Origin of the sequence: Oceanibacterium hippocampi (assembly GCF_900172325.1) — a bacterium.
In the GTDB taxonomy this organism is placed as follows: domain Bacteria; phylum Pseudomonadota; class Alphaproteobacteria; order Sneathiellales; family Sneathiellaceae; genus Oceanibacterium; species Oceanibacterium hippocampi.
Genome location: NZ_FWFR01000001.1, coordinates 1981245 through 2006108, shown reverse-complemented (window position 1 = coordinate 2006108; position 24864 = coordinate 1981245). Strand labels below are relative to the sequence as shown.

The window sequence follows — 24864 nt, the reverse complement described above, 5'->3', positions numbered from 1 at the left end:
ACAGGCGGCTCGCCGCGGCGCTGCCGCTCAGCTTGCGGTCGAGAGCGCGTCCGCGATCAGGACCCGGTTGACGACCGCGTCGCCCAGGAGCCGCTTGGCGACCGCGGTCAGCCGATTGCCGAGCCCGTCGTAGTCCAGCCCGTCGCCCTCGGCCCGCATGATCGAGCCCATGTTCAGTTCGCGGATGAAGGCATCGCGGAGGCGGGGACGCATCGCCCGGACATGTTCGACCGCGTCCTCGTCGGCGACATCGATCGTCAGCGTCAGGAAGACCTGGTGGGTGACCCGCTTGTGCTTCCAGATCGCGACGCTGAACGGCTGCAGGCGGACGAAGGCCGGTTCGTCGACGCCCGGCGGCTCGGCCGGCTTCGCCGCCGGCGAGGAGGCGAGCAGGATCGGGTCCGGCGGCATCGGCGCATGCCCTGACGGGACGGGTTCCATCGCCCGGCCATCCGCCGACATCACGATGGCGGCAACCGCGGCTATGATGATCCTGTTGGCCGGCACCACGTTCCTCGTCGTTCGAAACACGGTCGAACGATGCAGCGGCGATGGTTAAGGGGTGATTAAGGCACGCATCCGGCATGCCGTTCAGGCGCTCAGCGAATGCGGTTCGTCCACGTGCAGGACCTTGTATCCGTAGACGCAATCGGCGTCCGGCGGAACCGCCGATTCCTTGTCGCGCCAGAGGCTGAAGCGGGCCACTTCCCAGCGGTCGGTATCGATGCCGACCCAGTGGGCGTAGAGACCGGGGCGCTGCAGGCGGTCGCTGTGGCGGGCCAGCTCGCGGCCCTCGACCTCGGCGAGCTGATCGTCGCTCGTCACCTTGTCGAAGGCGCAAAAGGCATAACCGACCGTGTTGTCGCGGTTGCCGTAGCCGAAATTGAGGACACTCCAGGTACGGACACGGGGGCGGCCGAAGCTTTCGACCGCGCTGTCGAAAAGGCCGTTGAACAAAAACCGCCGGGCCGCTTCGGTATTGCTCCAAATATAGAGCGGCGCGTAAACGCTTTCTTCTGGAGAATACAGGTAGGACTTGTGTAACAGACCCTCGAAGCCTTGAAAAAGGCGGGTGCGTCTTTCGACTCGCTGATTTACCCAATCGATGTCGTGGTCGCGCGGGAGACGCAATGAATACTGCATTGCAAGCATGCAGATCTCCGTGAAAGCGGACGAACCAAATGAAGAACTTAACGCTACGGGATTGACGCGTCACAAACAATTCACAGAAACGCATGCCTCACATGCGAATCCATCAGAAATGGCGCCAACCGCCTGATCCCAAAGCCATATCCTGGCCGTCCGCGCCGCGGACCCGGACCCCCTGCCCGCTTTCGACCACGCCGATCGCGGTCAGTTCGACCCCGCATTCCGCGGCGATCCCGGCCAGCGCCGCCTCGGTCCCGGCCGGTATGGTAAAGGCCAGCTCGTAGTCGTCGCCGCCCGAGATCGCCGCGCCGAGCAGCTCGGGGCGGTCGGCCAGCACGCGCCGGGCCGCCGGCGAAAACGGCACGGAAGAGGCGTCGAGAACGATCGCGACGCCCGATACCTCGGCGATATGGCCGAGATCGGCGAACAGGCCGTCCGACAGGTCAAGGCAGGCGCTCGCCACGCCACGGAGCCGCCGCCCGAGGGCCAGCCGCGGCTCCGGCCGGCGCAGGCGGGCCATAAGCGGCTCCGCCACCTCCGCGGCGAAGGGTTCGACCCGCCCGAGCAGATGCAGCAGGGCCAGCCCGGCATCGCCGACGGTTCCGGAAACCGCGACCCGGTCACCCGGGCGGGCGCCGCCACGGGTGAGGGCCTGGCCGTGCGGGACATGGCCGAGCGCCGTGACGTTGAGCGTCAGGGGGCCGGAAGTCGAGACGGTGTCGCCGCCCAGCAGGGTCACGCGGAAGCGCGCCTGGTCCTCGGCAAGGGCGGCGCTGAAGGCCTCCATCCAGGCCGCCTCCGGGGCCGCCGGAAAGGCGATGGAGAGCAGGTATCCATGCGGCTCGGCGCCCATCGCGGCAAGGTCGGACAGGTTGACGCGAAGCATCTTGCGGGCGATGTCGGCGGGCGGGTCGTCGGCCAGGAAATGCACGCCGGCGACCAGCATGTCGGCCGTGCAGACCGTGTCGACACCGGCCCGGCCGGGGATGAGCGCGGCGTCGTCGCGCAGCATCATGGCCCCGGGCGCGGCCTCGGACAGGGGCGCGAAATAGCGCTCTATAAGTCCGAATTCGGTTATCTTTCCAGTCTCTTCAGTGATGTTTCTTACCGAATTCCTGAACCCGTACCTGATGCGCGATACGATCGATGACGCCGTTCGCGAAGGCCGGTTCGTTGCCGCTGAAAAAGGCGTGCGCAACGTCGACATACTCGTTCACGACCACCCGCGCCGGCACGTCGATGCGGGCCACCAGCTCGTAGATCGCGGCTCGCAGCAGCGCCCGCATGATCGGCTCCAGGCGGCCGACGTTGCGACCCTTGTCGAGCGCGCCGTCGATCAGCCCGTCGAGTTCGGCCAGGCGCTCGGTCACGCTGTTCACCACGTCCCGGAACCAGTCCGGCTCGCCGTCGTTCGGGCCGTCCTCGACATCGCGGTCCTCGCCCTGGTAGCCGAGCCGATGGGCGATGAACTCCGCGATCACCGCCTCGGCATCGAGCTCGGCGATCTCGATCTGGTAGAGCGCCTGGACGGCATTCAGGCGGGCGATCCGGCGGCGGTCTCGGGTCAGGGCTGCGCTGTCGTCGCTCATCGCGGGAACAGGCCGAGACGGCGTTTCACGTCCAGCATCGCGAGCGTCGCGTTGGCCGCGAAGCCGCCCTTGTTGCCGCGGTCGACGGCGGCGCGGGCCCAGGCCTGGTCGCTGTTCTCCACGGTGATGATGCCGTTGCCGATGGCGATCGAGAAATTCAGGGCAAGCTCCTGCAGGCCGCGCGCGCTTTCACCGGCGACGATGTCGTAATGAGAGGTCTCGCCCCGGATCACGCAGCCGAGCGCGACGTAACCGTCGTAGCGACGGCGCCCGCCGACCAGGTCCATGGCGCGGATCGCGAAGCGGACGACGGCAGGGATCTCCAGCGCGCCGGGCACCGTGATCACCTCGGTGGTGGCACCCGCCTCGGCCAGCGCCTGCTGCGCGCCGGCAAGCAGGGCGTCCGAGATATCGTCGTAGTAGCGAGCCTCGACGATGAGGATATGCGGCGCATCGGCCATGACTTCACTTCCCGTTTTCTTCGATGGGGCGCTGCGCGACGATCGAGAGGCCGTAGCCGTCGAGACCGACGATGGTTCGCGCCGTGTTCGAGAGCAGCACCATCCGGCTGACCCCGAGGTCGATCAGTATCTGCGCCCCGATGCCATAGTCGCGAAGCTCGGCCGGGACCTTCGGCGGTTCGCCGATCTTCATCCGCACCCGGTCCGAAAGCGCGGTCGCGCGTGGCTCGCGGATCAGCACGACGACCCCGCGCCCGGCCCGGCCGATCGTCGCCATCGCCCTGGCGAGCTGGCCCTCCGCCGCGCCGCGGTCGCCGAGCACGTCGGTCAGGACGTTCAGCGCGTGCATGCGGACCATTACCGGTTCCGGGCCCGAGATGTCGCCCTTCACCAGCGCCACATGCTCGGCATATTCCGGCATGTTGGTATAGACGATCATCTTCCAGTCGCCACCGTAGTGGCTGTGGAAGTCGCTTTCCAGCTCGCGCTTGATCAGGCTGTCGTGGCGCCGCCGGTAGGCGATCAGGTCGGCGATGGTACCGACCTTCAGATTGTGGAACTGGGCGAACTGCACCAGGTCCGGCAGCCGCGCCATGGTGCCGTCGTCGTTCATGATCTCGCAGATCACGCCGGCCGGGATCAGCCCGGCGAGGCGGGCGATGTCGACCGCCGCCTCGGTATGGCCGGCCCGCCGCAGCACGCCGCCGTCACGGGCCATCAGCGGAAAGACATGTCCGGGGGTGGCGATCGCCTCGGCGCCCTGCGAGCCGTCGATCGCGACGGCGATGGTGCGCGCCCGGTCGGCCGCCGAGATCCCGGTGGTCACGCCCTCGCGGGCCTCGATCGAGATCGTGAAGGCGGTCTGGTGGCGGGACATGTTGTCCTTCGCCATCAGCGGCAGGCCGAGTTGCTCGACCCGTTCCCGCGTCATCGCCAGGCAGACCAGGCCGCGCCCGTACTTGGCCATGAAATTGATCGCTTCCGGCGTCGCCATCTGCGCCGGGATCACGAGGTCGCCCTCGTTCTCGCGGTCCTCCGCGTCGACGAGGACGATCATCCGGCCGTTCCGCGCATCCTCGATGATCTCCTCGGGAGGCGACAGGAACTCTCTGTATGCCGTCATGCGCCGTTCGCCTCGCCGAGCCGGGCGACATAGCGCGCCAGGATGTCGATTTCCAGGTTCGCCGTATCGCCGACGGCGATCTCGCCGAAGGTGGTCCGCGACTGGGTATGGGGAATGATGTTGATGCCGAAGCGGGCGCCGTCGACGTCGTTGACGGTCAGCGACACGCCGTCGAGGCAGACCGAGCCCTTCCGCGCGATATAACGGGCGAGTTCGGCCGGCGCCTCGAAGGTCAGGCGGATCGACCCGCCTTCCGGCTCGCGCGAGACCAGCGTCGCCAGGCCGTCCACATGGCCGGTGACGACATGGCCGCCCAGCTCGTCGCCGACCTTCAGCGCCCGTTCCAGGTTGACCGGGCTGCCCTCCGACCAGGCGCCGAGCGCGGTGCAGCGCAGGGTTTCCGACGAGACGTCCACGGCGAACCAGTCCTCGCCCTTGCCGACCACGGTCAGGCAGACGCCGGAACAGGCGATGGAGGCGCCGAGTTCGATGCTGTCGGTGTCGAACGCGGTGCCGATCGTGACCCGGCTGTCGCCGTTCCGTTCGATCCCCCGCACCCGCCCGACATCGGTAATGATGCCAGTAAACATGGGGCCCTACTTAATCCGCTGCGTCGAAAGTTTCCAGTAGATCGTCGCCCAGCGCGCGAAGCCCGGTCCGGCGCCAGCGCGGCGCCTCGCCGGGACGGCCGATTCCGAGCGCTTCGCTTGCCGCGAGCCCGTCCCCGCCGATCAGCATCGGCGCCCGGTAGCAGGCCAGGCGATCGACCAGCCCGGCCCGGAGCAGAGACGCGGCAAGGCCGGCCCCACCCTCGACGAGCAGGCGTGTCAGGCCGCGCAGGCCGAGCGCGGCGAGCGCCGCGCCGGCATCGGGCCGGCCGTCGGCGCCGGCGGCGACCGGCAGCAGGTCCGCCCCCGCGCCGGCCCAGTCGGCGAAACGGCCCTCGGCCCCCGCGGCAACGATCAGCCAGGTCGGACGCTCGGCCGCCGTGGCACGAAGTTTCGCCGCGCCGTCGAGCGGGCCGGCGCCGGCGATGACAATCCGGAGCGGCGAACGCGCCGCCATGCCGGGCAGCCGGCAGTCGAGCGACGGATCGTCGGCCCGGGCCGTTCCGGCGCCGACCAGGATCGCGTCGTGGCTGGCGCGGAGTGCGTGGCCGTGGGCCCGTGCCGCCGGGCCGGTGATCCAGCGGCTCTCGCCGCCGGCCGCGGCGATCCGTCCGTCGAGGCTGGTCGCAAGCTTGAGCGTGATGAGCGGGCGGCCCCGGCCGAGGCGGCTCAGGAACCCGGCATTGAGGCGCCGCGCGGCGGCCTCTCCCACGCCCTCCTCGACCGCGATTCCGGCGGCCCGCAGCAGCGCCGCCCCGCCGCCGTCGACCCGGGGGTCCGGGTCGCGGAGGGCATGGACGACACGGGCGACCCCGGCCCGGGCTAGCGCCTCGGCGCAGGGCCCGGTGCGGCCGTGATGGGCGCAGGGTTCGAGCGTCACATAGGCGGTGGCGCCCCGCGCGGCATCGCCGGCGCGGGCAAGCGCCTCGGTCTCGGCATGGGGGCGGCCACCCGGCTGGGTCCAGCCGCGGCCGACGACGCGACCGTCCCGGACCAGCACGCAGCCGACCGCCGGATTGGGCCAGACCTGCCCGAGGCCGCGCGCGGCAAGCCCCAGGGCCAGGTCCATGAAGGCAGGGTCGCGGGCGCTACTTCTGCTCGGGGTCGCCACTCAGCCCGCCCACGAACGTCTCGAAGTCCTTGGCTTCGCGGAAGTTCCTGTAGACCGAGGCAAAGCGCACGTAGGCCACCGGATCGAGATTGGCGAGACCTTCCATGATCAGCTCGCCGACATTCTTCGACGAGATCTCGCTTTCGCCGGAACTCTCCAGCTGACGCACGATGCCGTTGATCATGCGCTCGACCCGCTCGGGATCGACCGGACGCTTGCGGGTCGCGATCATGACCGATCGCGCGACCTTGTCGCGGTCGAAGGGCACCCGCTGGTTGTTGCGCTTGACCACCGTCAGTTCGCGCAGCTGGACCCGCTCGAAGGTGGTGAAGCGGGCCCCGCAGGCAAGACAGGATCGGCGCCGGCGGATCGCGGTATTGTCCTCCGTCGGCCTGGAATCCTTCACCTGGGTGTCGTCGTTTCCGCAAAATGGACAACGCATGGAACGGTCCCCCCTGCCTCGCTTCCGCTGCCGCCTACAGCTCGGGATAGATCGGAAAGCGCTGGCAGAGCGCCTTGACCTTTTCACGCACCGAGGCTTCCGCGGCCCCGTTTTCCTCGCCATGGCGGGACGCACCGTCCAGCACCTCGGCGATCAGGTTGCCGACCTGGGCGAACTCGGCCTTGCCGAAGCCGCGCGTGGTCGCAGCCGGGCTGCCGAGGCGGATGCCGGACGTGATCGTCGGCTTCTCCGGATCGAACGGCACGCCGTTCTTGTTGCAGGTGATGTTGGCCCGGCCGAGGGTTTCCTCGGCGAGCTTGCCGGTCAGGCCCTTGGGGCGCAGGTCGACAAGCACGACATGGGTATCGGTTCCGCCCGAGACGATATCGAGCCCGGCGTCGAGCAGGACAGAGGCGAGCAGTTCCGCGTTGTCCTTCACCGACTGGGCATAGGCCCGGAAGGACGGCTGCAGCGCCTCGCCGAAGGCGACCGCCTTGGCGGCAACGACATGCATCAGCGGACCGCCCTGCAGGCCCGGGAAGATCGCCGAATTGACCTTCTTGGCGATCGCCTCGTCATTGGTGAGGATCATGCCGCCGCGCGGGCCGCGCAGCGTCTTGTGGGTCGTCGTGGTGACGATGTGGGCATGCGGGAACGGGCTCGGGTGCACGCCACCGGCGACGAGGCCGGCGAAATGCGCCATGTCGACCATCAGGTAGGCACCGACATTGTCGGCGATCTCGCGGAAGCGGGCGAAATCGAAAATCCGCGGATAGGCCGAGCCGCCGGCGATGATCAGTTTCGGACGATGCTGTTCGGCGAGGTCGGAAAGCGCGTCGAAATCGACCAGCGAATCCTCGCGCCGGACGCCGTACTGGACCGCGTCGAACCATTTCCCCGACTGGTTCGGGGCGGCGCCGTGGGTCAGATGCCCGCCGGCCGCCAGGGAAAGGCCCATGACCGTGTCGCCCGGCCTGACCAGCGCCATGAAGGCGCCCTGGTTGGCCTGTGAGCCGGAATGCGGCTGCACGTTGGCGAAATCGCAGCCGAACAGCGCCTTGGCCCGGTCGATGGCGAGCCTCTCGGCGATATCGACCTGCTCGCAGCCGCCGTAGTAGCGCCGGCCCGGATACCCTTCCGCATACTTGTTGGTGAGCACGCTGCCCTGGGCTGCCAGAACCGCCGGGCTGACGATATTCTCCGACGCGATCAGTTCGATCTCGTCGCGCTGGCGACCGAGCTCGCCGGTCATCGCCGCATAGATCTCGGGATCGTCGCGCTTGAGAACGCTGTCGAAGAAATCGCGCCCCGCGTCCAACGACGCGGCCTGACTGCTGGAGGACATGGCTATCCGTTTGCTCCCTGCTGGCGGGCCCCGCAACGACATGGCAGGCCCCGATCACCGTCGTCGTCCCCGTCGCCGGCCAGCCGGCGGGATCTTGTCCCGGAACGCCGAAAAACGGCAAAGTGACGGCCCGTGACGCTTTCGTCAATGTCCATCGCGCAGGCGACCGCGCGGAATCAGCGGCGGCGAACTTACCACATCTGGTTCGAAGGCGGAACGACCCCACAATTCCTGCCGCGCCGCGGCCGGAGCCCACACCTCAGCCGTGCGAACTTTGTTTAGCGCACAATTAATCGCGTCAATTTAGAAGTGAACTTTCAATGCAACTGCAATCGATTACGTTGTCGAGGGTGAGACGAGGACGAGATTGAACAGGATTGCTCACCTGATCATCCCGGACTCTGCTTGAGTTCAGGTAATTTTGTCCAAATACGACAGATTTCGATTTGACAACTTTATAAAACAATGCCTTTTATGGGCACCTCAATATAAACAGCAACGATAATCTTCCGGAAAGCTGGGGATGACCGACATCAAAGAAGATTCGCTTTCAAGCGAAGAATTGCTGCGCATGACGGCGCAAATAGTCGCCGCCTACGTCAAGAACAACGAACTCGGCAGTGCCGAACTGCCCGAGGTCATCAAGATCGTTCACAGTTCGCTGGAGGAAGCGCATTCCGGAGGCGCTCAACCGGTCGACGTCCAGCAGAAGCCGGCGATTTCGGTGCGGCGCTCGGTCACGGACGATTACATCATCTGTCTCGAGGACGGCAAGAAACTGAAGATGCTGAAGCGCTACCTGCGCTCCAACTTCAATCTGTCGCCCGAGGAATACCGCGCCAAGTGGAACCTCCCGCCGGACTATCCCATGGTCGCGCCGAACTATGCCAAACAGCGTTCGGACTTTGCCAAGAAGATCGGCCTCGGCCTGAAGAAGCCGAAGGCCCCGGCCCGCCGGCCGCGCAAGAAACGCGAATAGCCGCGGGCCCATCGGTTCGAGAACGACCGCCGGACGCGATCCTCGCGCCCGGCGGTTTTCGTTTGCGCAGCCGCTGACCGCGCGGGCGTCGATCGCGGGCACGAAAAAGGGCCCGGCTTGCGCCGGGCCCTGATCGCGTCAAGAAGTGGCGGTGATTACTTCACATAGTAATCGTAGTTGCCCTTCTTCCATTCGTAGACGACATAACCCGGCGCCGTCACGTCACCCTTCTCGTCGAAGCCGATGTTGCCCAGCACGGTCTCGAACTGGTTGGCATGCAGCGACTTGACGACCGCGTCGAAGTCGGTAGAGCCGGCCTTCGTCACGGCCTGGGCCCAGGCCTGGATCGCGCCGTAGGTGTAGAGGACATAGCCCTCCGGCTCGATCTTGTTGCTGCGGAACTCCTCGACGACCTTGGACGCCGCGGCGTTCTTGCGCGGATCCGGGCTGAAGGTCATCAGGGTGCCCTCGCCGGCGTCGCCGGTGATCTGCCAGTATTCCTGGGTGACCAGCGCGTCGCCGGAGATCAGCGTGGCGTTGAGGCCCTGCTCACGCGCCTGGCGCAGGATCAGACCGGCCTCGGTGTGGTAACCGCCGATGTAGATGACGCCGATGTCCTCGGACTTCATCTTGGAGACGAGCGCCGAATAGTCCTTGTCACCCGCGGTGTAGGCTTCGTACATCGCCGGCGCATGGTTGCGCGCCTCGAGCCGCGCCTTGGTCTCGTCGGCAAGGCCCTTGCCGTAGGCGGTCTTGTCGTGCAGCACCGCGACCTTCTTGTCGCCGAAGCTGTCGGCGATGAAGTCGCCGGCGACGATGCCCTGCTGGTCGTCACGGCCGCAGGTGCGGAAGACGCCGGGGCCACCTTCGTCGGTGAGCTTCGGATTGGTCGAGGCCGGCGAGATCTGGACGATACCTTCCTCGTCATAGACCGCCGAGGCAGGGATCGACGAGCCGGAGCAGAAATGCCCGGCCATGAAGACCACGCCCTTGTTGACCATCTGGTTGGCAACGGCCACGGCCTGCTTCGGGTCGCAGGCGTCGTCACCGACTTCCAGCACCAGCTTCTCGCCGAGCACGCCGCCGGCGGCGTTGATGTCCTTGACTGCCTGTTCCGCGCCGGCCTTCATCTGCTGGCCGAACGACGCGTACTGGCCGGTCATCGGGCCGGCGGTCGCGATCACGATATCGGCCTGTGCCGCCGTCGCACTCAGCGCGAACGCGGACGCCGCGCCAAGCAGTACGTACTTGAGGTTGGTCATTTCTTGCTCCCTGAGATCATTACCTAAGCTGCGACCCTGACATCCAGGTTGTCACAGAACGGGTCGGATGGCCCATCGGACCTCCGCCCGACTTTGGACGAAGCGGATAACCGCTTCGGATACAACGACTTTAACGACGGACAGGCGTGGCTGCAATGGGCACTTCAACCGGCCTCGCCGTGGTTCTTGGCGCGCAGGCCGATCAGTCCCGACCGCTCGTAAAGCCAGGGGTACTGCCGGGCCATCATCTCGTTCCGGTTGAAGGTGAAGCTGAGATAGCAGATCACGAACAGTACCGCGGTCGAGATCACGTAGCTCACCAGGTGCAGCAGCGGCCCCTGGAACAGCGCGAAGGACAGGAACTGGCGCGCCAGGCCGAGCATCAGCATGTAGGGCACCGCCTGCCAGAACGGCCGCCAGGTCACCGCAAGCGCCCGGCCGGACATGTAGGCGGCGCCGCCGAAGAGAAAGAGCGTGAGGCCGACCCAGACGGCGACCGATGTTCCAAGAATGTCTTCCATCGCCGTTTCTCCTAGTGGCCGCCTTCGAGATAGGCGGCGCGGATCTCCGGGTTGTCGAGCAGCTCCCGCCCGGAACCCTGCATGACCACGTTGCCGGTCGCCATCACGTAGCCGCGGTGGGCAAGACGCAGCGCGTGATAGGCGTTCTGTTCGACCAGGAACACGGTCACGCCGTCGTTCTCGTTGATCTCCCGGATGACCGTGAAGATCTGCTTCACGATCAGCGGCGCCAGGCCGAGCGACGGTTCGTCGAGCAGGAGCAGCCGGGGCCGGCTCATCAGCGCCCTGCCGATCGCGAGCATCTGCTGTTCGCCCCCCGACAGCGTGCCGCCGCGCTGGTTCCGGCGCTCGTTCAGCCGGGGAAACAGGTCAAAGACCCGTTTCAGGTCGTCGTCGAAATAGGAGGGATCGGTGGTCGTCGCACCCATCTGCAGGTTTTCCATCACCGTCATGCGGGGGAAGATCCGCCGCCCCTCGGGCGATTGCGCGACGCCGAGCCTGATGATCTCGTGCGTCGGCATCCGGGTGATGTCCTGGCCCTCCAGCACGACCCGCCCGGCGGACGCCCGCGGGCTGCCGCAGATGGTCATGAGGAGCGTCGACTTGCCGGCCCCGTTGGCCCCGATCAGGGTGACGATCTCGCCCTGGTTGACTTCCAGATCGACGCCTTTCAGCGCCTCGATCTGACCGTAGAACGTATGCACGCCCTGGATACTCAGCATGATCGCGCTCCTGCCTCAGACTTCCGGACGGGCCGCGTCCGCGGCAAGATCGGCGGCGACTTCGGGGGGCAACTCATCCTCCTCGTCCTCGCCGAGATAGGCCTTGATCACGGCCGGGTCATTGCGGATCGCCTCGGGGTTGCCGTCGGCGATCTTGCGGCCGTAATCGAGCACGATGATGTGGTCGGAGATCCCCATCACGACGTTCATGTCATGCTCGATCAGCAGGAGACCGATTCCCTGGCTCTCGCGGATGTCGAGCAGCAGCTCGTTCAGCTCCGCCGATTCCCGCGGGTTGAGGCCGGCGGCCGGCTCGTCGAGGCAGAGCAGCCGCGGGCCGGTGCACATGCAGCGCGCGATCTCGAGCCGCCGCTGGGCGCCGTAAGGCAGGTTGCCCGCCTCCCAGTCGGCGCGATCGGTCAGGCGAACCCGGTCGAGCCAGTACTTGGCGCGCTCGATCGCCTCGTGCTCGGCGTGGCGGTAGCGCGGCAGGCCGAACAGTCCGGCCACTGACCAGGCCGAGGCATGCATCAGCGCGTTGTGCTGGGCGACGATCAGGTTTTCCAGGACCGTCATGCGCTCGAACAGCCGGATGTTCTGGAAGGTCCGCGCCACCTTGGCCCGGGCGGCGATGCGGAAGCCCTCCATCTGCTCGAGCAGGAAGGTCCCGCCCGGGTGCCTCAGCGCGAGGCGCCCGACGGTCGGCTTGTAGAACCCGGTCAGGCAGTTGAACACAGTCGTCTTGCCGGCCCCGTTCGGCCCGATGATCGCCGTGATCTGCTTGTCGCGCGCATCGAAGGAGAGATCGTCGATGGCGACCAGGCCGCCGAAGCGCATGGTCATCTTCTCGACTTGGAGGAGGACGCCGTCGCTGGTCATCGCGGTTCCTCCTTCGCCGTTTGCGACCCTCTCTCGTGCAGGAACATGGTCGGCAATCGATAGGCGAGCAGGCCGCGCGGACGCCATACCATGATGATCACCATCGCGCCGCCAAAGGCGAGCATGCGGAACTGTTCGAGTTCACGCCCCATCTCTGGCAGGACGATCAGCAGCAGGGCGGCGAAAACCACGCCGATCTGGCTGCCCATGCCACCCAGCACGACGATCGCGAGGATGATTGCCGATTCGATGAAGGTGAAGCTCTCCGGGCTGATGAAGCCCTGGCGCGTGGCGAAGAAAGAGCCGGCGAAGCCGCCGAACATCGCGCCCAGGCCGAACGCGGTGAGCTTGGTATTGGTCGGGTTGATGCCGAGCGAGCGGCAGGCGATCTCGTCCTCGCGCAGCGCCTCCCAGGCGCGGCCGACCGGCAGCTTGCGGATGCGTTCGGTGAAGATGTTGGTGACCAGCGCCAGCGCCAGGATCAGGTAATAGAGGAAGAAGACCCGGTGCTCGCTGTTGTAGGCGATCGAGAAGAATTCGTGGAACGTCTCCGCCCCGCCCTCGCCCTTGCGCGCGAAATCGAGCCCGAAGAAGCTCGGCCGCGGAATCCGCGAGATCCCGTCCGGGCCGCCTGTGACGTGGTACCAGTTGAGCAGGATCAGGCGGATGATCTCGCCGAAACCGAGCGTCACGATCGCCAGGTAGTCGCCGCGCAGGCGCAGCACCGGGAAACCGAGCAGGACGCCGGCGGTCGCCGAGAACACGCCGGCGAGCGGCAGGCAGACCCAGAAGGACCAGTCGAACTGCGTCGCCAGCAACGCGTAGGAATAGGCCCCGACCGCGTAGAAGGCGACATAGCCCAGGTCGAGCAGGCCGGCCAGCCCGACCACGATATTGAGGCCCCAGCCGAGCATCACGTAGATCAGCACCGTGGTGCCGATGTCGACGATATAGCGGTTGGCAAACGGCATCATCGGCAGCGCGATCGCGAGAAGCACGATCACCGGCATGATGAAGCGGGAATTGACCGCGATCAGCCGGGCCAGCCGGTCCATCGGCGTTTCCGCCGACTCGCCCACCTTGCGCGGCCGGCTGCGCCAGTAGACCAGGAACAGGCGGCCGAAGAAGACCAGCACGACCGGGACGATGATGTAGTAGGGGCGGACGTCGATGGTCAGGCCGTCCAGCGTCTCCTGGGTCTTCAGGCCGGCCATCGGCAGGGCGAGGACGAAGGCCACGAATGCCGCCAGGGCAGCTTCCTTCAACGCCGCGGGGATGTCGATTCCCTTCGGCGCGGGTACGGTTTGCTCGGTCATCGCTCAGACCTTCTCGATTTCGGGTTTGCCGAGCAATCCGTGCGGCAGGAAGATCAGCACCATGACCAGGATGCCGAAGGTGGCGACATCCTTGTATTCGACCGTGAAATAACCGGACCAGAAGGCTTCGATGAGGCCGATCGCCAGTCCGCCGAGCATTGCCCCCGGCAGCGAGCCGATACCGCCGAGCACCGCGGCGGTGAAGGCCTTGAGGCCGGCGAGGAAGCCGATGAAGAAATCGATCACGCCCCAGTAGAGCGTCACCATCAGGCCGGCGACGGCGGCCAGCGCGGCGCCCATGACGAAGGTCAGCGCGATCGTCCGGTCCACGTTCACCCCGATCATCGCCGCCATGCCGCGGTCCTGTTCGCAGGCCCGCTGGGCGCGTCCGAGCGCGGTTTTGGAGATCAGCGTCGAGAAGGCGACCATCAGGACGAAGGTGAGCAGGATGATGATGATCTGCATGTAGGAGAGATTGACGATGAAGCCGTCGGTCTCCATCAGCTCGATCCCGCCCTGGATCAGCGGCTGCATCGGCTTGACCCGGGCGCCCTGCAGGATCTGCACGTAGTTCTGCAGGAAGATCGACATGCCGATCGCCGAGATCAGCGGCGCCAGGCGGGGCGCCCCGCGGAGCGGCCGGTAGGCGAGCCGTTCCAGCGTCCAGCCGTACATCGAGGTGAACAGCATCGCCACGATCAGGACGATCAGCAATGCCAGGGGCACGAAAGTGATGCCGACGATGCCGAGGATCAGGAAGGTGATCAGCGAGATGAAGGCGCCGATCATGTAGATCTCGCCGTGGGCGAAATTGATCATCCCGATGATCCCGTAGACCATCGTGTAACCAATCGCGATCAGTCCGTAGACCGAGCCCAGCGTGACGCCGTTGATGAGCTGCTGCAGAAAATAGGCCATAGGGGTGCGCTTTTGCTTCTTCTGTTCGTCGATAACCGGTCGTTCGCGGAATGCGGCACGTTGACCTCGTGCATTGCTGCATTCCCTCCCGTGCCCTCCCTGTCAGGCGAGCGCGTCGCTATTTGGCCACCAATCGAGCGTAATTTCAATGGGGCGCCCCAAGGCGCTGAATTATACCAGTATTCCGGGTCCGGCCGGCGGCGGCGTACCACCATTGCCGCGTGCCTTGCGAAGGACATATTCCAGTTTCGCGACGGCGGCCCGGCCGAGCGCCGCCTCGCCCGCCTTCGGATCGCCGACGATCGACACCTCGGTCAGCGTTTCCGGGTCGAAAGCCGTGACCTTGACGGCCCCGCCCAGGCGATAGAACTCGACGATATAGCCGTCGTCGCCGGCCCCGCCGGTCATCGACCCGGCTCCCGCGCGTTCGCCCCGCGATGTTGCAGGGCGCACCGGAAGCGGCTAACAAGGACGCCGGCTGATGACGGGTACGAAGAGGGACGGTCCCTATGCAGATTCTCAATCCTCCGGGCTGGCCCCGGCCAAAGGGTTATGCCAACGGCATCGTCGCCGAGGGGCGTACGGTCTTCGTCGCCGGCCAGATCGGCTGGAACGCGGACGGCGTGTTCGTCAGCGACAATATCGTCGACCAGGTCCGGCAGGCGCTCGAGAACACGATCGCGATCCTGGCGGAGGCCGAGGCCGGACCGGAACACATCGCCCGCATGACGTGGTATGTTACCGACAAGCGCGAATATGTCGACAACATACCCACCATCGGAACCGTCTGGCGCGAGGTCATGGGCCGCAATTTCCCGGTCATGAGCGTCGTCCAGGTGGTCGCCCTGATCGAGGACCGCGCCCGCGTCGAGATCGAGAGTACAGCCGTCGTGCCGCCGCGCTGATCGCGCCCGGCAACAGCGCCGCCGACGCCCGACGACGACGCGGCCCGAACCGAGACAACAACCGCTTTTTTCCTGATGCGAGGATCGCCCCATGAGCGCCCCCCTGAGCAAGACCGAGACCTCCCCCCGCGCCGTTTTCGACTGGGAGGACCCGTTCCTTCTAGACCAGGAGCTGAGCGAGGACGAGCGCCTCGTACGCGACACCGCGCGTGAATACTGCCAGTCGAAGCTGCAGCCCCGAGTCGTCTCGGCCTTCCGCGAGGAGCGCACCGATCGCGAGATCTTCAACGAGATGGGCGAGCTCGGCCTGCTCGGCTGCACCATCGACGGCTATGGCTGCGCCGGCACCAACTACGTCACCTACGGGTTGGTCGCCCGCGAGGTCGAGCGGGTCGATTCCGGCTACCGCTCGATGATGAGCGTGCAGTCGAGCCTGGTCATGCACCCGATCAACGCCTACGGCACCGAGGCCCAGCGCCAGAAATACCTGCCGAAGCTCGCGACCGGCGAATGGGTCGGCTGCTTCGGCCTGACCGAGCCCGACGCCGGCTCCGATCCGGGCGGCATGAAGACGCGGGCCAAGAAGGTCGACGGCGGTTACCAGGTCAACGGCTCGAAAATGTGGATCTCGAATTCGCCGATCGCCGATGTCTTCGTGGTCTGGGCCAAGACCGAGGACGGCGTGATCCGGGGCTTCGTCCTGGAGAAGGGCATGAAGGGCCTGTCGGCGCCGAAGATCGAGGGCAAGATCTCGCTGCGCGCCTCGGTCACCGGCGAAATCGTCATGGACAATGTCTTCGTGCCCGAGGAGAACCTGCTGCCGAACGTGTCCGGTCTCAAGGGTCCGTTCGGCTGCCTCAACAGCGCCCGCTACGGGATCGCCTGGGGGGCGCTCGGCGCGGCCGAGTTCTGCTGGCACGCGGCCCGGCAATACACCCTCGACCGCAAGCAGTTCGGCCGTCCGCTGGCGGCAAACCAGCTGATCCAGAAGAAGCTTGCCGACATGCAGACGGAGATCTCGATCGGCCTGCTGGCCTGCCTGCGCGCCGGGCGGATGAAGGACGAGGGCAAGCTCTCGCCCGAGACGATCAGCCTGATCAAGCGCAATTCCTGCGGCAAGGCGCTCGACGTCGCCCGGCTCGCCCGCGACATGCACGGCGGCAACGGCATCCACGAGGAATTCCATGTCATCCGTCACATGGTGAACCTGGAAACGGTCAACACCTACGAGGGCGCGCATGACGTGCATGCCCTGATCCTCGGCCGGGCCCAGACCGGCCTGCAGGCCTTCACCGGCGCCTGAAGGCGCCCCGTCGACACAAGTGGTTGAGGACAGGCCCGTGATGGAGCGTCATATCCCGCTCGAGGGGATCTCGAATTTCCGCGATCTCGGCGGCTACCGGACGGCTGACGGGCGGACCGTCAAATGGCGCTCCATCTTCCGCTCCGACACGTTGGCCCTGGTCACCGAGGCCGACATGGAGACGATCTGCGGTCTCGGCGTGACGGCGGCCTGCGACCTCCGCTACGGAGAGGAGCGGGACATGGAGCCGTCCCGCTTCCAGGGTCACGACCGGGTCAGGGTGCTGGCCCTCGGCCTCGACGCCCGGCCCGGTCCGGGCTTCGTCGATTCCTTCGAGAGCGCGCTCAGCCATGCCGACCTCGCGCGGCAATACCTGATGGAGAACTACCGGCATTATCCGCTGCTCTACGGTCCCGCCTACAAGCAGATCTTCGACCGGCTGGCCGCCGGCGAGAAGCTGGTCATCCACTGCACCGCCGGCAAGGACCGCGCCGGGACGGCGGCGGCGATGGTGCTGACCGCGCTCGGCGTGCCGCGCGAGACGGTGTTCGAGGATTACCTGCTGACCAACCGCTACTGGGACCCCTCGCACCGCATCCTGCCGGACAGCGACCCGGGCGTTGTCGCGGCGATCTACTCGGCGCACGAGGAATATCTCGCCACCGCCTTCGAGGCCATCGAGAGCCGGTTCGGCAGCATCGACGCCTATTTCGCGACCCATGTCGGGCTCGACGACAAGGCCCGCGCCGCGCTCCAGGACAAGTATCTGGACTGACGTCCCGATGGGACGATCATCCGCCTACCCGCCTGCAATCGGGCGCGCTATCCTCGCCCGATGAAAAATCACGAACAAACCGGCGAAACGCCGACCTTCGTCACCCATCTCGAATGCGCGATGACCGGCGCCCGCTACGAGGCGGACCGGTTGCACGGCCTGTCGGAGGCCGGCCGGCCGCTCGTCGTACGCTACGACCTCGACGGGCTCGGCAAGGCGCTCACGAAGGACGCCCTCGCTGCCCGGCCGACCGGCTTCTGGCGCTACCGGGAGTTTCTTCCCGTGCGCCGGGCGGAGAATGTCGTCAGCCTCGGCGAGGTCGAGACGCCGCTGATCCCGCTTCCCGCCCGCTTCGCCCCGAACGTGCTGGTGAAGGACGAGGGCCGGCTGCCGACCGGTTCCTTCAAGGCGCGCGGCCTAGCGCTCGCCGTCTCGATGGCGAAGGAACTCGGGCTCGGCCATCTCGCCATGCCGACCAACGGCAATGCGGGCGCGGCAATGGCGGCCTACTCGGCGCGCGCCGGGATCCGGGCGACGGTCTTCTGCCCGGCCGACACGCCGGAGGTCAATGTCTCCGAGATCGAGCTGCAGGGCGCCACGGTCTGGCGCGTCGACGGGCTGATCAACGATTGCGGCCGGATCGTCGGCGAGGGCAAGGAGGCGACCGGCTGGTTCGACCTCTCGACCCTGAAAGAGCCCTACCGGATCGAGGGCAAGAAGACGATGGGGCTGGAACTCGCCGAACAGCTCGGCTGGCGCGTCCCTGACGTGATCTTCTATCCGACCGGCGGCGGCACCGGGCTGATCGGCATGTGGAAGGCCTTCGCGGAGCTGGAGGCGATCGGCTGGATCGGCCCGAAGCGGCCTCGCATGGTCGCCGTCCAGGCATCCGGCTGCGCGCCCATCGTGCGGGCGTTCGAGCGCGGCGAGGAACATGCGCCGCTCTGGCAGGACGCGCACACGGTCGCGGCCGGCATCCGCGTGCCGGCGGCGGTCGGCGATTTCATGATCCTCCGCGCGGTCCGTGAATCGGGCGGCTTCGCGATCGCCGTCGACGACGAGGCGATCATCGCCGAGCGCGACCGCATCGCCCGGGAGGACGGCCTGCTGCTCTGCCCGGAAGGCGCGGCAACGGCGGCGGCCTATGCCGCGGCGCTCGCCGATGGCCGGGTCGACAGGGCGGACGAGGCGGTGCTGTTCAACTGCGCGACCGGGCTCAAGTACCCGATGCCGCCGGTCGCCCGAACGCTCGACCACCGGCCCCCCATCGACTGGACACGGTTTTGAGGGTCGAAGCCTATCCGTGGCCGCCGAGCAGGACCGGGACCATCGAGGCGACCAGCAACAGCGCCATCGCGATATTGAAGACGACGATCCGCCGCCCCTCGCCGAGCAGCCGGCGGAGCGCCACGCCGGAAATCGCCCAGACCGAGATCGAGGGCAGGTTGACGACGGCGAACAACAGGATCAGCAGGAGCAGGCTCGTCAGATAGGCGTCCGGGTCGGTATAGCCGACCGTCACGATCAGGGCGACCGCCCAGGCCTTCGGGTTGACGAGCTGGAACAGTGCCGCCTGCACGAAGCCGAGCGGCCGGGCCATCGCCTGCCCCTCGCCCCCGCCCATCGTCCGGCTGTTGGCGATCTTCCAGGCAAGCCAGAGCACGAAGCCCGCGCAGGCCAGCTTCAACACGTCATTGACGACCGGGAACTGCCTGAGCAGCTCGCCCAGACCCATGCCGACCAGGAAGACCATGGCCAGGAATCCGAGGCTGATGCCGAGCAGGAGCGGCAGCGAGCGCAGGTAGCCGAAATTGGCGCCGGAAGCGAGCAGCAGGAAATTCGCCGGCCCCGGCGAGATGGACATCGCGAAGGCGAAGCCTGTCAGTGCAAGAGCGGTATCGATCGACATGTCGGCCTTCCCGTTCATTGAGATCGGCGGGAGCTTGCCAGCCTACCTCGACAAAGGCAGCCTGCATACGTCTTGATTTTCGTGCAGATCGTCTCGAATACTGAGCGACATGGACAAGCAGGACATCCTGTCGGAGGTATTCTCGACCCTCCGCCTGCGGGGCGAGCTCTATTTCCGGGCCGAGCTCGGGCCCGATGTCGCGGTTGCACTGCCGCGCGAGCAGCGCCGCATTCGCTTCCACCTCGTGCTGAACGGACATTGCCGGATCCGGGTCAGCGGGGATGACGCCGCTGCCGAACCCGAGTTGCTCACGGAAGGCGATCTGGCGATCGTTCCCGATGGCGCGGCGCAGGTGCTTGGCGACGGACCCGACGCCGGGGCCGCCGCGCTCGGCGACCTGCTCGGCGCCGGCTGCCTTGCCGACGGCCTGCTGCGTCACGGCGACGGTCCGCCCCAGGCGCGGCTGCTCTGCGGCTTCTGCCGCTTCGACGAGGCGGTCGACCATCCGGCGCTGTCCGGCCTGCCGCCGCTGATCGTGGTCCGCGCCCGCGACCTGGGGTCCGAGCCCTGGGCGGCGGCGACGCTCAGGCTGCTGACGCTCGAGGCCGGCCTCGACGGCCAGGGAACCGGCGGCATCCTCGCCCGCCTGCTGGAGATCGTCTTCATCCAGGCGGTGCGGCGCCTCGCCCCGGCCGGCGACGCGCCCGGCGCCGGGTTCGTCGCGGCACTGCGCGACGCCCGCCTCGCGCGCGCGCTCTCCGCCATCCACCGCTCACCGGAAACCGCCTGGACGATCCAGTCGCTGGCCCGGGTCGCCGGGATGTCGCGGGCCCGCTTCGCCGCCCATTTCACCGAACGGGTCGGGCTGCCGCCGATCGGCTACCTGACCGGCTGGCGGCTCGCCCGGGCCCGCGCCCTGCTCGCCACCTCGGCGCTCGACATGGCCGATATCGCGAGCAGCGCCGGCTATGCCTCGCCGGCTGCCTTCAGCCGCCGCTTCAAGGTCGCCTTCGGGGTCGGGCCGGGCACCTGGCGGCGCGCGCAACGGGGCGGCGGCGCGCCGGGCTGAGCATCGCGACCCGGCCGCGCCGGACGCCGGCCGCGTCAACCGGTCAGTCGCCGGTATAGTTCGGCGGCCGTTTCTCCAGGAACGACGCGACCCCCTCGCGATAGTCGGCGCCGGTCTGGGCGAGCGCGAACTGGTCGGCGTCCATGTAGCTCACCGCGTGGCCGAGCGCGTTGGCGGCCTGGGTCGCGCCCTGCTTGATCATGCGGACCGGGACCGGCGGCTTGTCGGTCACTTTGGCGGCGTAGGTCCGCGCCAGCGCCATCGCCGCGCCGGGCTCGGCCAGTTCCTCGACAAGGCCCCAGCGCCGCGCCTCATCGGCCGGCACCTTCTCGGCCATGATGGCGAGCTGCTTCGCACGGGCCGGACCGATCAGGCTGACGAAGCGCGGGATCGACTGCCAGCTCATGTTCATGCCGCGGCTGATTTCCGGCACGTAGAAGGTCGCGTCGCGGGCGGCGACACGGAAATCGAGCGCCACGGCCAACGCCGTGCCGCCGCCGATGCACCAGCCCTCGATGGCGGCGATGGTGAAGGCCGGGATCTCCTCCCAGGCCCGGCACATGCGGGCGCCGTAGGCGGAAAGCTGGCGCCGCCGGTCGAGCCCGGCGCTCAGGCGCTCGGTGGCAATCGGGTCCTTGAGGTCGAAGCCGACCGAGAAGTTCGGCCCGGCCCCGCTCAGGATGACGCAGCTCGTCCCGAGATCGTCCTCGAAGCTCCGCGCCGCCTCGGTCAGCTCGCGGAGCAACTGGCCCGACAGCGGATTGCGCCCGTCGCCACGGTCGAAACGGACGATGGCGAGCCGCCCTTCACGCTCTATTGAGACATGTTCCCATTGCATGACGTCTCTCCCCCAAGCTATTCACGGGTGAACGAACAGCACCGTTCAGCCCGCCCCGCAGGGGGCAGATATGGAGATGCCGATGCCCGCGTACATGATCGCCAGAGTAAACGTCACCGATCCGGCCGCCTACGAGGAATACAAGAAGCTCTCGCCGGGCGCGATCGCGGCCTATGGCGGCAAGTTCATTGCCCGTGGCGGCAACCTGGAGACGATGGAAGGCGAGAACGAGACGCGCCGCGTCGTGATCGTCGAGTTCCCGGATCTCGACAGTGCCCGGCGCTGCTACAACTCGCCGGAATATTCAGCCGCGAAGGCCAAGCGCGCGAACGCCGCCGACGCCCAGTTCATCATCGTCGACGGGGTCTGACCGAGGGGCGTCACCGCCCCTCTCCCTCATCGGGAGCCGTTGCGCGGCCTCCTCCCTCACTCCCCCCGGATCATCCTGACGATGCCGGAGAAGTCGGTACCGGCGCCGTCCTTGCCGACATACTGCTCGTAGAGCCTGGCCGCCGCCTCGCCGAGCGGGGTGGCGCTCGCCGCCGTGGCCGCCGCCTCCTGCGACAGCCTGAGGTCCTTCAGCATGTTGTCGGCGGAGAAGCCGGGCTGGTAGCCCCGGTTGGCGGGCGAGGCCGGGACCGGGCCGGGCACCGGGCAATAGGAGGTCATCGCCCAGCACTGGCCGGACGCGGCGGACGAGATGTCGAAGAAGGTCTGGGCATCGAGGCCGAGCTTCTCGGCCAGCACGAAGGCCTCCGACACGCCGATCATCGAGATGCCGAGGATCATGTTGTTGCAGATCTTGGCGACCTGGCCGTTGCCGGCGCCGCCGGCATGGACGATCTTCTTGCCCATCCGCTCCAGGTAGGGCCGGGCCCGCTCGAAGGCCGCCGTCTCGCCGCCGACCATGAAGGTGAGCGTCGCCGCCTCGGCTCCGCCGACGCCGCCCGAGACCGGGGCGTCGACCATGGCATGGCCCTGCTTCACCGCTTCCGCGACGACCTCGCGGGCGGTCGCGACATCGATGGTCGAGCAGTCGATGAACAGCGTGTCCGGCTCGGCGACCCCGAGGATACCCTGGTCCCCCAGGTAGACGGCCCGGACATGCTTGCCCTGGGGCAGCATGGTGACGACCGTGCCGACCCCTTTCGCGGCATCGACCGCCTTCGCCACCCGGGTGCCGCCGGCCGCCTCGACCGCGGCCAGCGCCGCCTCGGACAGATCGAAGGCGACGACCTCGTGCCCCGCCTTGATCAGGTTGCGGGCCATCGGCCCGCCCATGTTGCCGACGCCGATGAATCCGATCTTCGCCATGATGTTCCCTCCCCGGCTGTTCGCCGCTTGCTTTTGATCGTGACTTCCGTTGTTACCCTGGACCGCCTTCATTCCCAGTCGAAGCGGAGATCGCCGCCGTCGAGTGGCGCGAAATAGGCGTCCACGTCGGCGTCGCTGACATCGCCGAGGCCCGGTGGCTGCCAGACCGGCTTCTGGTCCTTGTCGATGACGACGGCGCGGGTGCCCTCGTAGAAATCCCTGCCGGCGATGATCCGGTTGACCATGCGCCATTCCATCCGCATGCAGGCCTCGAAGTCGCGTTTCGCGCCCTCGTGGTACTGGCGGAAGGCGACCTTCAGGCTGGTCGGCGAATTGCGCTCGATCGCCGCCGCCGCCTTCGCCGCCCAGTCGCTCGGGCTGGCCTTCAGGGCGGCGAGCACGGATTCCACGTCCGGCCCGTCGAAGCAGGCATCGATCTCGTCCCGGATCGCCGCCAGCGGCACCATCTCCGGCGGCTCGGACAGCACCTCGATCGCCGGCCCGACCCCGTCCGGGGCGCCCGGCTCGTAGGAAAGCGCGGCCAGCGCGTCTTCCAGGTGGCCGAGCTTGGCGGCCGGCAGATGGGAGGTGCCGATCCCCGCCGCGATGCAATCGGCCGCCTTGATCCGGGCGCCGGTCAGGCCGAGCCAGAGACCGACCCTGCCCGGCAGGCGCGGCAGGAAATGGCTGCCGCCGACATCGGGAAACAGGCCGATCCCGCATTCCGGCATGGCGAACAGCGTGTTCTCGGTGACGATCCGGTGCGGTCCGGGCATCGAGATCCCGACCCCGCCACCCATGACGATGCCGTCGAGGACCGCGATGTAGGGCTTCGGGAAATGATGGACGCGGGCGTTCAGGCGATATTCGTCGTGGTAGAAATCGTAGGGATAGCGTCCGCCATGACGACCCTCGTCATAGAGCTTGCGGATGTCGCCGCCGGCGCAGAAGGCGCGCTCGCCGGCGCCCTTCAGCAGCACCGCGCCGACCGCCGGGTCGCTCTCCCACGCCGCGAGCAGGCGGTCGAGTTCGAGGCACATGCCATGCGTCAGCGCGTTCAGCGCCTCCGGGCGGTTGAGGGTCACGAGGCGCAGGCCGCCGCGCGCCTCGACAAGAAGTTCGTCGTCGGACATCGGTTTCTCCGGCGCTCAGTCCCGGCCCTGGCCGGCGGCGAGCCGGCGGGCGATGACGACGCGCATGATCTCGTTGGTGCCTTCGAGGATCTGGTGGACCCGGACATCGCGCAGGTAGCGCTCGATCGGGTAGTCCATCAGGTAGCCGTAGCCGCCATGGAGCTGAAGCGCCTGGTTGCAGATCGTGAAGCCGGCATCGGTGGCGAAGCGTTTGGCCATGGCGCAGTGGAGCGTCGCCTCCGGATCGCCGTCGTCGAGCCGCTGGGCGGCCTGGCGGATCATCAGCCGGGCCGCCTCGAGCTCGGTCCGCATGTCGGCGAGGGTGAACTGGGTCGCCTGGAAATCGCCGATCGGGCGGCCGAACTGCCTGCGCTCGGCGGTGTGCGCCATGGCCGCGTCGAGGCAGGCGCGGGCGGCGCCGATCGAGCAGGCGCCGATATTCAGCCGGCCGCCATCGAGCCCCATCATGGCGATCCTGAAGCCCTCGCCCTCGTCGCCGACCCGGTTCGCCACCGGCACCCGGCAATCGTCGAAGGTGACCATCGCGGTCGGTTGCGAATGCCAGCCGAGCTTGCGCTCCTGGGCGCCGAAGCCGAGCCCCGGGGCATCCTTCTCGACGGCGATGCAGGTGATCCCGTTGGCGCCGTCGTCGCCGGTCCGCGCCATCACGACATAGACGTCGGCCCGGCCGCCGCCCGAGATGAAGGCCTTGGCGCCGTTCAGCACGTAATGATCGCCGTCGCGCCTCGCCCGCGTGGTCAGCGCCGCGGCGTCCGAGCCGGCGCCGGGCTCGGTCAGGCAATAGCTCGCGAAATGTTCCATCGAGCAGAGCTTCGGCAGCAGCCGCTTGCGGAGATCGTCGGTGCCGAAGCGGTCGATCATCCAGGCCGCCATGTTGTGGATCGAGATATAGGCCGCGGTCGAGGTGCAGCCGGCCGCCAGCTCCTCGAAAATCAGCGCCGCGTCGAGCCGCTTGAGGCCCGAGCCGCCGACATCCTCGGCCACATAGATCCCGGCGAAACCGAGCGCCGCCGCCTGGCGCAGCACGTCCTCGGGGAACAGCTTCTCCTCGTCCCAGCGGGCGGCGTTCGGCGCCATCTCCTCCGTCGCGAAGCTCCGCGCCATGTCGCGAAAGGCGCGCTGATCCTCATTCAACCGAAAGTCCATGCTCTTCCTCGCTTGGGCCGGGCCGG

Annotated in this window: 29 protein-coding genes; 7 read left to right on the top strand and 22 right to left on the bottom strand. The window is 67.5% G+C overall.

Translation table 11 applies throughout. The features are described from left to right. Positions 1-27: 27 nt before the first annotated feature. The 10 genes from OCH7691_RS09520 to glyA all read right to left on the bottom strand — a co-directional run bounded on the left by OCH7691_RS09520 (position 28) and on the right by glyA (position 7828). Positions 28-507 (bottom strand): hypothetical protein, encoded by a 480-nt coding sequence (locus tag OCH7691_RS09520; RefSeq protein ID WP_085883140.1) that lies wholly within the window; start codon positions 505-507, stop codon positions 28-30. An 84-nt stretch (positions 508-591) separates the two neighbouring features. After that, complete coding sequence (locus tag OCH7691_RS09515) at positions 592-1152, bottom strand: DUF4865 family protein (protein WP_085883139.1); 561 nt, start codon at positions 1150-1152, stop codon at positions 592-594. 103 nt (positions 1153-1255) lie between these two features. Beyond that, a complete protein-coding gene (thiL, locus tag OCH7691_RS09510; RefSeq protein WP_370853111.1) occupies positions 1256-2227 on the bottom strand; it encodes a thiamine-phosphate kinase in 972 nt (323 codons plus the stop codon). Between the two features lie 13 nt (positions 2228-2240). After that, on the bottom strand, positions 2241-2738 hold the full coding sequence (gene nusB, locus OCH7691_RS09505) for a transcription antitermination factor NusB (RefSeq protein WP_085883137.1): 498 nt from the start codon (positions 2736-2738) through the stop codon (positions 2241-2243). After that, positions 2735-3199 (bottom strand): 6,7-dimethyl-8-ribityllumazine synthase, encoded by a 465-nt coding sequence (locus OCH7691_RS09500; protein WP_085883136.1) that lies wholly within the window; start codon positions 3197-3199, stop codon positions 2735-2737. Before OCH7691_RS09500 ends, nusB begins: the two co-directional genes overlap by 4 nt. A 4-nt stretch (positions 3200-3203) precedes the next feature. Continuing rightward, positions 3204-4322, bottom strand: coding sequence for a 3,4-dihydroxy-2-butanone-4-phosphate synthase (gene ribB / locus OCH7691_RS09495; protein ID WP_085883135.1), 1119 nt, complete (start codon positions 4320-4322; stop codon positions 3204-3206). Then, positions 4319-4912 carry a riboflavin synthase gene (locus OCH7691_RS09490; protein WP_085883134.1) on the bottom strand — a complete coding sequence of 198 codons (594 nt, stop codon included), beginning with the start codon at positions 4910-4912 and terminating at the stop codon, positions 4319-4321. The genes ribB and OCH7691_RS09490 overlap by 4 nt, the downstream gene beginning before the upstream one ends. Positions 4913-4922: 10 nt before the next feature. Next, positions 4923-5999 (bottom strand): bifunctional diaminohydroxyphosphoribosylaminopyrimidine deaminase/5-amino-6-(5-phosphoribosylamino)uracil reductase RibD, encoded by a 1077-nt coding sequence (ribD, locus tag OCH7691_RS09485; RefSeq protein ID WP_085883133.1) that lies wholly within the window; start codon positions 5997-5999, stop codon positions 4923-4925. 19 nt (positions 6000-6018) lie between these two features. Continuing rightward, positions 6019-6483 (bottom strand): transcriptional regulator NrdR, encoded by a 465-nt coding sequence (gene nrdR, locus OCH7691_RS09480; RefSeq protein WP_085883132.1) that lies wholly within the window; start codon positions 6481-6483, stop codon positions 6019-6021. A 34-nt stretch (positions 6484-6517) separates the two neighbouring features. Next, a complete protein-coding gene (gene glyA, locus OCH7691_RS09475) occupies positions 6518-7828 on the bottom strand; it encodes a serine hydroxymethyltransferase (RefSeq protein ID WP_085883131.1) in 1311 nt (436 codons plus the stop codon). A 523-nt stretch (positions 7829-8351) separates the two neighbouring features. Between glyA and OCH7691_RS09470 the strand changes: the two genes are divergently transcribed. Next, on the top strand, positions 8352-8807 hold the full coding sequence (locus OCH7691_RS09470) for a Ros/MucR family transcriptional regulator (RefSeq protein WP_085883130.1): 456 nt from the start codon (positions 8352-8354) through the stop codon (positions 8805-8807). 155 nt (positions 8808-8962) lie between these two features. Here the strand turns inward: OCH7691_RS09470 and OCH7691_RS09465 are convergent, their stop codons facing one another. From OCH7691_RS09465 to OCH7691_RS09435, 7 genes are all read right to left on the bottom strand, one after another. Then, positions 8963-10069 (bottom strand): branched-chain amino acid ABC transporter substrate-binding protein, encoded by a 1107-nt coding sequence (locus OCH7691_RS09465; protein ID WP_085883129.1) that lies wholly within the window; start codon positions 10067-10069, stop codon positions 8963-8965. A 164-nt stretch (positions 10070-10233) separates the two neighbouring features. Further along, positions 10234-10590 (bottom strand): DUF6867 family protein, encoded by a 357-nt coding sequence (locus OCH7691_RS09460; RefSeq protein ID WP_085883128.1) that lies wholly within the window; start codon positions 10588-10590, stop codon positions 10234-10236. An 11-nt stretch (positions 10591-10601) separates the two neighbouring features. Beyond that, on the bottom strand, positions 10602-11312 hold the full coding sequence (locus OCH7691_RS09455; protein ID WP_085883127.1) for an ABC transporter ATP-binding protein: 711 nt from the start codon (positions 11310-11312) through the stop codon (positions 10602-10604). 15 nt (positions 11313-11327) lie between these two features. Continuing rightward, positions 11328-12191, bottom strand: coding sequence for an ATP-binding cassette domain-containing protein (locus OCH7691_RS09450; protein ID WP_085883126.1), 864 nt, complete (start codon positions 12189-12191; stop codon positions 11328-11330). Beyond that, positions 12188-13507, bottom strand: a complete 1320-nt coding sequence (gene livM, locus OCH7691_RS09445; protein ID WP_085883125.1) for a high-affinity branched-chain amino acid ABC transporter permease LivM — start codon at positions 13505-13507, stop codon at positions 12188-12190. The genes OCH7691_RS09450 and livM overlap by 4 nt, the downstream gene beginning before the upstream one ends. 3 nt (positions 13508-13510) lie before the next feature. Further along, complete coding sequence (locus OCH7691_RS09440) at positions 13511-14425, bottom strand: ABC transporter permease subunit (RefSeq protein WP_085883124.1); 915 nt, start codon at positions 14423-14425, stop codon at positions 13511-13513. A gap of 171 nt (positions 14426-14596) precedes the next feature. Continuing rightward, positions 14597-14833: a DUF6898 family protein gene (locus OCH7691_RS09435; RefSeq protein WP_085883123.1), complete on the bottom strand. Its 237-nt coding sequence runs from the start codon at positions 14831-14833 to the stop codon at positions 14597-14599. A gap of 101 nt (positions 14834-14934) precedes the next feature. Between OCH7691_RS09435 and OCH7691_RS09430 the strand changes: the two genes are divergently transcribed. The 4 genes from OCH7691_RS09430 (at position 14935) to OCH7691_RS09415 (ending at position 18695) form a co-directional block, all read left to right on the top strand. Then, on the top strand, positions 14935-15330 hold the full coding sequence (locus OCH7691_RS09430) for a RidA family protein (RefSeq protein WP_085883122.1): 396 nt from the start codon (positions 14935-14937) through the stop codon (positions 15328-15330). Between the two features lie 91 nt (positions 15331-15421). Next, positions 15422-16633: an acyl-CoA dehydrogenase gene (locus OCH7691_RS09425; RefSeq protein ID WP_085883121.1), complete on the top strand. Its 1212-nt coding sequence runs from the start codon at positions 15422-15424 to the stop codon at positions 16631-16633. Positions 16634-16673: 40 nt separating this feature from the next. Beyond that, entirely contained in the window at positions 16674-17408 is a 735-nt protein-coding gene (locus OCH7691_RS09420; RefSeq protein ID WP_085883120.1) for a tyrosine-protein phosphatase, read from the top strand. Between the two features lie 60 nt (positions 17409-17468). Beyond that, complete coding sequence (locus OCH7691_RS09415) at positions 17469-18695, top strand: threonine synthase (RefSeq protein WP_085883119.1); 1227 nt, start codon at positions 17469-17471, stop codon at positions 18693-18695. A gap of 10 nt (positions 18696-18705) precedes the next feature. On the opposite strand, the gene OCH7691_RS09410 is transcribed toward OCH7691_RS09415, so the two are convergent. Further along, the gene (locus OCH7691_RS09410; RefSeq protein WP_085883586.1) at positions 18706-19317 is read right to left on the bottom strand and encodes a LysE family translocator; all 612 of its coding nucleotides are present in this window, start codon (positions 19315-19317) and stop codon (positions 18706-18708) included. A 109-nt stretch (positions 19318-19426) separates the two neighbouring features. On the opposite strand from OCH7691_RS09410, the gene OCH7691_RS09405 reads away from it, so the two are divergent. Beyond that, positions 19427-20386 (top strand): AraC family transcriptional regulator, encoded by a 960-nt coding sequence (locus OCH7691_RS09405; RefSeq protein ID WP_085883118.1) that lies wholly within the window; start codon positions 19427-19429, stop codon positions 20384-20386. Between the two features lie 43 nt (positions 20387-20429). Here OCH7691_RS09405 and OCH7691_RS09400 read toward each other — a convergent pair whose 3' ends face one another. Further along, positions 20430-21224 carry an enoyl-CoA hydratase/isomerase family protein gene (locus OCH7691_RS09400; RefSeq protein WP_085883117.1) on the bottom strand — a complete coding sequence of 265 codons (795 nt, stop codon included), beginning with the start codon at positions 21222-21224 and terminating at the stop codon, positions 20430-20432. A 94-nt stretch (positions 21225-21318) separates the two neighbouring features. Here OCH7691_RS09400 and OCH7691_RS09395 point away from each other — a divergent pair, with 94 nt between their 5' ends. Next, complete coding sequence (locus OCH7691_RS09395) at positions 21319-21594, top strand: DUF1330 domain-containing protein (protein WP_245826498.1); 276 nt, start codon at positions 21319-21321, stop codon at positions 21592-21594. A gap of 56 nt (positions 21595-21650) precedes the next feature. On the opposite strand, the gene mmsB is transcribed toward OCH7691_RS09395, so the two are convergent. From mmsB to OCH7691_RS09380, 3 genes are all read right to left on the bottom strand, one after another. After that, positions 21651-22538: a 3-hydroxyisobutyrate dehydrogenase gene (gene mmsB / locus OCH7691_RS09390; RefSeq protein ID WP_085883116.1), complete on the bottom strand. Its 888-nt coding sequence runs from the start codon at positions 22536-22538 to the stop codon at positions 21651-21653. A gap of 68 nt (positions 22539-22606) precedes the next feature. Beyond that, positions 22607-23671 (bottom strand): enoyl-CoA hydratase/isomerase family protein, encoded by a 1065-nt coding sequence (locus OCH7691_RS09385; protein WP_085883115.1) that lies wholly within the window; start codon positions 23669-23671, stop codon positions 22607-22609. A 15-nt stretch (positions 23672-23686) separates the two neighbouring features. Continuing rightward, complete coding sequence (locus OCH7691_RS09380; RefSeq protein ID WP_085883114.1) at positions 23687-24838, bottom strand: isobutyryl-CoA dehydrogenase; 1152 nt, start codon at positions 24836-24838, stop codon at positions 23687-23689. Positions 24839-24864 lie beyond the last annotated feature (26 nt).

Bases quoted from the DNA above. Each gene is read 5' to 3' on its own strand.
- OCH7691_RS09515 (WP_085883139.1), bottom strand. From the start codon at position 1,152: ATGCTTGCAATGCAGTATTCATTGCGTCTCCCGCGCGACCACGACATC.
- nusB (WP_085883137.1), bottom strand. From the start codon at position 2,738: ATGAGCGACGACAGCGCAGCCCTGACCCGAGACCGCCGCCGGATCGCC.
- OCH7691_RS09500 (WP_085883136.1), bottom strand. From the start codon at position 3,199: ATGGCCGATGCGCCGCATATCCTCATCGTCGAGGCTCGCTACTACGAC.
- ribB (WP_085883135.1), bottom strand. From the start codon at position 4,322: ATGACGGCATACAGAGAGTTCCTGTCGCCTCCCGAGGAGATCATCGAG.
- OCH7691_RS09490 (WP_085883134.1), bottom strand. From the start codon at position 4,912: ATGTTTACTGGCATCATTACCGATGTCGGGCGGGTGCGGGGGATCGAA.
- ribD (WP_085883133.1), bottom strand. From the start codon at position 5,999: ATGGACCTGGCCCTGGGGCTTGCCGCGCGCGGCCTCGGGCAGGTCTGG.
- nrdR (WP_085883132.1), bottom strand. From the start codon at position 6,483: ATGCGTTGTCCATTTTGCGGAAACGACGACACCCAGGTGAAGGATTCC.
- glyA (WP_085883131.1), bottom strand. From the start codon at position 7,828: ATGTCCTCCAGCAGTCAGGCCGCGTCGTTGGACGCGGGGCGCGATTTC.
- OCH7691_RS09470 (WP_085883130.1), top strand. From the start codon at position 8,352: ATGACCGACATCAAAGAAGATTCGCTTTCAAGCGAAGAATTGCTGCGC.
- OCH7691_RS09465 (WP_085883129.1), bottom strand. From the start codon at position 10,069: ATGACCAACCTCAAGTACGTACTGCTTGGCGCGGCGTCCGCGTTCGCG.
- OCH7691_RS09460 (WP_085883128.1), bottom strand. From the start codon at position 10,590: ATGGAAGACATTCTTGGAACATCGGTCGCCGTCTGGGTCGGCCTCACG.
- OCH7691_RS09455 (WP_085883127.1), bottom strand. From the start codon at position 11,312: ATGCTGAGTATCCAGGGCGTGCATACGTTCTACGGTCAGATCGAGGCG.
- OCH7691_RS09450 (WP_085883126.1), bottom strand. From the start codon at position 12,191: ATGACCAGCGACGGCGTCCTCCTCCAAGTCGAGAAGATGACCATGCGC.
- livM (WP_085883125.1), bottom strand. From the start codon at position 13,507: ATGACCGAGCAAACCGTACCCGCGCCGAAGGGAATCGACATCCCCGCG.
- OCH7691_RS09440 (WP_085883124.1), bottom strand. From the start codon at position 14,425: ATGGCCTATTTTCTGCAGCAGCTCATCAACGGCGTCACGCTGGGCTCG.
- OCH7691_RS09435 (WP_085883123.1), bottom strand. From the start codon at position 14,833: ATGACCGGCGGGGCCGGCGACGACGGCTATATCGTCGAGTTCTATCGC.
- OCH7691_RS09430 (WP_085883122.1), top strand. From the start codon at position 14,935: ATGCAGATTCTCAATCCTCCGGGCTGGCCCCGGCCAAAGGGTTATGCC.
- OCH7691_RS09425 (WP_085883121.1), top strand. From the start codon at position 15,422: ATGAGCGCCCCCCTGAGCAAGACCGAGACCTCCCCCCGCGCCGTTTTC.
- OCH7691_RS09420 (WP_085883120.1), top strand. From the start codon at position 16,674: ATGGAGCGTCATATCCCGCTCGAGGGGATCTCGAATTTCCGCGATCTC.
- OCH7691_RS09415 (WP_085883119.1), top strand. From the start codon at position 17,469: ATGAAAAATCACGAACAAACCGGCGAAACGCCGACCTTCGTCACCCAT.
- OCH7691_RS09410 (WP_085883586.1), bottom strand. From the start codon at position 19,317: ATGTCGATCGATACCGCTCTTGCACTGACAGGCTTCGCCTTCGCGATG.
- OCH7691_RS09405 (WP_085883118.1), top strand. From the start codon at position 19,427: ATGGACAAGCAGGACATCCTGTCGGAGGTATTCTCGACCCTCCGCCTG.
- OCH7691_RS09400 (WP_085883117.1), bottom strand. From the start codon at position 21,224: ATGCAATGGGAACATGTCTCAATAGAGCGTGAAGGGCGGCTCGCCATC.
- OCH7691_RS09395 (WP_245826498.1), top strand. From the start codon at position 21,319: ATGATCGCCAGAGTAAACGTCACCGATCCGGCCGCCTACGAGGAATAC.
- mmsB (WP_085883116.1), bottom strand. From the start codon at position 22,538: ATGGCGAAGATCGGATTCATCGGCGTCGGCAACATGGGCGGGCCGATG.
- OCH7691_RS09385 (WP_085883115.1), bottom strand. From the start codon at position 23,671: ATGTCCGACGACGAACTTCTTGTCGAGGCGCGCGGCGGCCTGCGCCTC.
- OCH7691_RS09380 (WP_085883114.1), bottom strand. From the start codon at position 24,838: ATGGACTTTCGGTTGAATGAGGATCAGCGCGCCTTTCGCGACATGGCG.